Origin of the sequence: Lactobacillus nasalidis, assembly GCF_016587775.1 — a bacterium.
Lineage (GTDB): Bacteria > Bacillota > Bacilli > Lactobacillales > Lactobacillaceae > Lactobacillus > Lactobacillus nasalidis.
Window position 1 is genome coordinate 1 of the sequence record NZ_BOCG01000317.1, and the last position, 3,440, is coordinate 3,440.

A 3,440-nucleotide genomic window follows, 5' to 3' on the forward strand; every position below is an offset into this window, starting at 1 on the left:
CCAAGGCCAATCAGGAAACCGTGGCTCACAGCCGCCAGGAAAGCGAAGAGCTTTGGGGCCAGCTTTTCAAGGAAGCCATCAAGCTGTCGAAACTGACCTTTAACATGGACAAGAATCTGTAAAAAATGCACTGCAGCCGCAGTGCTTTTTTGCTGAGCGGAGAAACTTTCAGCCAGGTGAACTTTTTGTTATACTGGTACAAGGTGAGACAGATGGATGAATTGAGCAAAAATGAAGCCATGGGTGACCTTTACGCCTTGTACGGCGCCTTGCTTACCCAAGGACAGCAAGATTATTTTGAAGATTATTATTACAATGACCTCTCTTTAGGAGAGATTGCCGACAACCGGCAGGTCTCAAGACAGGCTGTTTACGACAACCTGCGGCGCAGCTCCAAGGCTCTTGAAAAATACGAAGCCAAGCTGCACCTGCTGGCCAGCTACAACCAGCTGGAAGAGGGCATCAGCCGGGCCTTGAACAGCCTGCTGGCTGAGGACCAGGAAGCGGCAAAGCTGCAGCTTGAGGAATTGCTGCAGGTAATTAGAGGAGAATAAGATGGCATTTGAGAATTTAAGCGAACGTTTGCAGAAGGCTCTGCGCAATTTGACGGGGAAAGGGAAGATCTCTGAAGAAGACATCAACGCTGCTTCAAGAGAAATCCGCCTGGCCCTGCTGGAAGCCGACGTCAACTTCAAGGTCGTAAAGGACTTTATCAAGACGATCAAGAAGCGGGCCCTGGGCCAGGAAGTTCAGGAATCACTGACTCCGGGCCAGCAGGTCATCAAGATCGTCAACGAAGAACTGACCAAGATGATGGGCGAGGAAGCCGTCAGCTTAAACAAGTCGCCGCATATCCCGACGGTCATCATGATGGTTGGTCTGCAAGGTACCGGTAAGACCACGACGGTCGGCAAGCTGGCCTACCGCTTGATGAAGGAAGAAAAAGCCCGGCCTTTCCTGATCGCCGGTGACATCTACCGGCCGGCTGCCATCGACCAGCTCAAGCAGATCGGGGCAGACTTGAACGTGCCGGTTTACAGTGACCCGGATGAAAAGAACGTGGCCAAGATCGTTGAAGACGGTTTGGCTGAAGCCGCCGTGCACAGAAACGACTACGTAATCATCGACACGGCCGGGCGGCTGGAAATCGATGAACCGCTGATGCAGGAGCTGGAAGAAGTCAAGGCTGTCAGTCATCCGGACAACATCCTGCTGGTGGTTGACTCCATGACTGGTCAAGCTGCTGCTGATGTGGCCAAGACCTTCAATGAACGTCTGGACGTCACCGGGATCGTCTTGACCAAGCTGGATGGTGACACCCGTGGTGGGGCCGCCTTGTCGATCAGAGCCATGACCGGCAAGCCAATCCTGTTTACTGGTCAAGGGGAAAAGCTGACTGACCTCGAAGTCTTCCACCCTGACCGGATGGCTTCCCGGATTTTGGGCATGGGCGACATGCTGACCTTGATCGAAAAGGCTCAGCAGGACTACGATGCCAAGCAGGCTGAAAAAGTTGCCCAGAAGATGCGAGAAAACACCTTCGACTTCAACGACTTTATCGACCAGTTGGAGCAAGTGCAAAAGATGGGGCCGCTGGATGAAATCATGAAGATGATTCCAGGGATGGCCAACAACCCGCAACTGAAGAACTTCTCCATCGATGAGAAGCAGATCGCGCATACCAAAGCGATCGTTTATTCAATGACTCCGGCGGAAAGAGAAGACGAAAGCCTGCTCAATCCGAGCCGGCGCCGGCGGATCGCGGCCGGCAGCGGGGTGCCGATTGTGGAAGTCAACCGGATGATCAAGGAGTTCAAGACTGCCAAGGATATGATGTCCAAGGTAACCAAGGGCAACTTCAAGGATCTGGAGAACCTTCCGGGCATGAACAGCCCGATGGCCAAGATGGCCATGCGGCGGATGGGCAAGAGCTTCAAGAAGAAGAAAGCCAAGCGCTTGAAGAAGGTCAAGCGTTTCCACTCATAAAAAAGCAAAAAAAAGCAGCCTGTTAAGGAAAAATACTTTACAGGCTGCTTTTAGCGTGTTATAGTATAACTATTGAAATTTAGGAGGACTAATTAATGTCAGTTAAGATTCGTATGCGCCGCATGGGTGCCAAGAGAAAGCCATTTTACCGGATTGTTGTAGCAGATTCACGTGCACCTCGTGACGGCCGCTTCATCGAAGAAGTTGGTTACTACAACCCAGTTTCACAACCAAAGGAACTGAAGCTTGACGAAGACAAGATCTTCGAATGGCTGAAGAAGGGCGCACAACCTTCAGACACTGTTCGTTCACTTCTTTCAGGCGCAGGCTTGATGGCTAAGTTGCACGACGAAAAGTACAACAAATAATTGGAAAAGGTTTGGGGCACTAGCTTCAAACTTTTTTTATGCTAAAAGGAAAAAACTATGAATTACTACAACGTTGGCAAAATCGTCGCGACCCACGGCTTGAAGGGTGAAGTCAAGGTAGCGCTGACGACTGATTTTCCTGAAGACCGCTTTAAGGAAGGCTCGCGCCTTTACCTGGGCCGGGAGCACCGGGAGGTGACGGTCGCTTCTGGCCGGCCGTTCAAGCAGTTTTGGCTGGTCACTTTTGCTGAAATTACCGATATTGACCAGGCAGAAAAACTCAAGGGCACGGAAATCACGGTCAGTGAAGAAGACCAGGGCGAATTGCCCGACGGCGTCTACTACTACCGGGACCTGCTGGGCTGCCGGGTCGTCGATGACGCAAGCGGCGAGTTGATCGGCGAACTGACTGACATTGAGGCTCCAGGCGCCAATGACATCTGGGAAGTTACTGAGCAGAGCGGCAAGAGCTTCTGGATCCCTTATATTCCGGAGGTTGTCAAGAGCGTGGACATCGCTGAAAAGGAAGTTCGCGTCGAACTGATGGAGGGACTGAGATAGTGAATATCAATGTGTTGACCCTGTTTCCGGAAATGTTCACTCCCCTGCAGGTTTCCCTGCTGGGCCGGGGACAAGAAGACGGCAAGTGGAAGCTGAACCTGGTCAATTTCCGGGATTTTTCCGACCGTCCCCACAAATCCGTTGACGATACGCCCTATGGCGGCGGTGCCGGGATGGTCTTGCAGATTATGCCGATCAAGGCCGCTTTGGAATCTCTGGAAAACAAGGGCAAGGTCATCATCACGGCCCCGCAGGGGCGGACTTTCAACGAGCAGCTGGCTCAGGAATGGTCCAAGGAAGAAAACCTGACCTTTATCTGCGGGCACTTTGAGGGCTTTGACCAGCGCGTTTATGACCTGGCAGACGAAACGGTCTCAATCGGCGACTATGTGCTGACCGGGGGAGAATTGCCGACCATGAGCATGATTGATGCTACGGTCCGTCTGCTGCCGGGAATCCTCGGCAATGCCATGTCGGCGGTTGAAGAATCATTCTCTGACGGCCTTTTGGAATACCCGCAGTACA

Annotated in this window: 5 protein-coding genes and 1 pseudogene; all 6 read left to right on the top strand. The window is 52.3% G+C overall.

Annotated features, from left to right (window positions below):
- Positions 1 to 122 (top strand): annotated as a pseudogene (locus lacNas_RS14230) (hydrolase); the annotation flags it as partial.
- Between the two features lie 90 nt (positions 123 to 212).
- The gene (ylxM, locus tag lacNas_RS05945; RefSeq protein WP_201330261.1) at positions 213 to 554 is read left to right on the top strand and encodes a YlxM family DNA-binding protein; all 342 of its coding nucleotides are present in this window, start codon (positions 213 to 215) and stop codon (positions 552 to 554) included.
- Between the two features lies 1 nt (position 555).
- Entirely contained in the window at positions 556 to 1,986 is a 1,431-nt protein-coding gene (gene ffh / locus lacNas_RS05950; protein WP_201330262.1) for a signal recognition particle protein, read from the top strand.
- Positions 1,987 to 2,081: 95 nt separating this feature from the next.
- Complete coding sequence (gene rpsP / locus lacNas_RS05955; protein ID WP_002879737.1) at positions 2,082 to 2,354, top strand: 30S ribosomal protein S16; 273 nt, start codon at positions 2,082 to 2,084, stop codon at positions 2,352 to 2,354.
- A gap of 57 nt (positions 2,355 to 2,411) precedes the next feature.
- On the top strand, positions 2,412 to 2,915 hold the full coding sequence (gene rimM, locus lacNas_RS05960) for a ribosome maturation factor RimM (protein ID WP_201330263.1): 504 nt from the start codon (positions 2,412 to 2,414) through the stop codon (positions 2,913 to 2,915).
- Positions 2,915 to 3,440 (top strand): tRNA (guanosine(37)-N1)-methyltransferase TrmD (trmD, locus tag lacNas_RS05965; RefSeq protein WP_201346690.1); only part of this gene is annotated, 526 nt, incomplete at its 3' end. The genes rimM and trmD, both read left to right, overlap by 1 nt.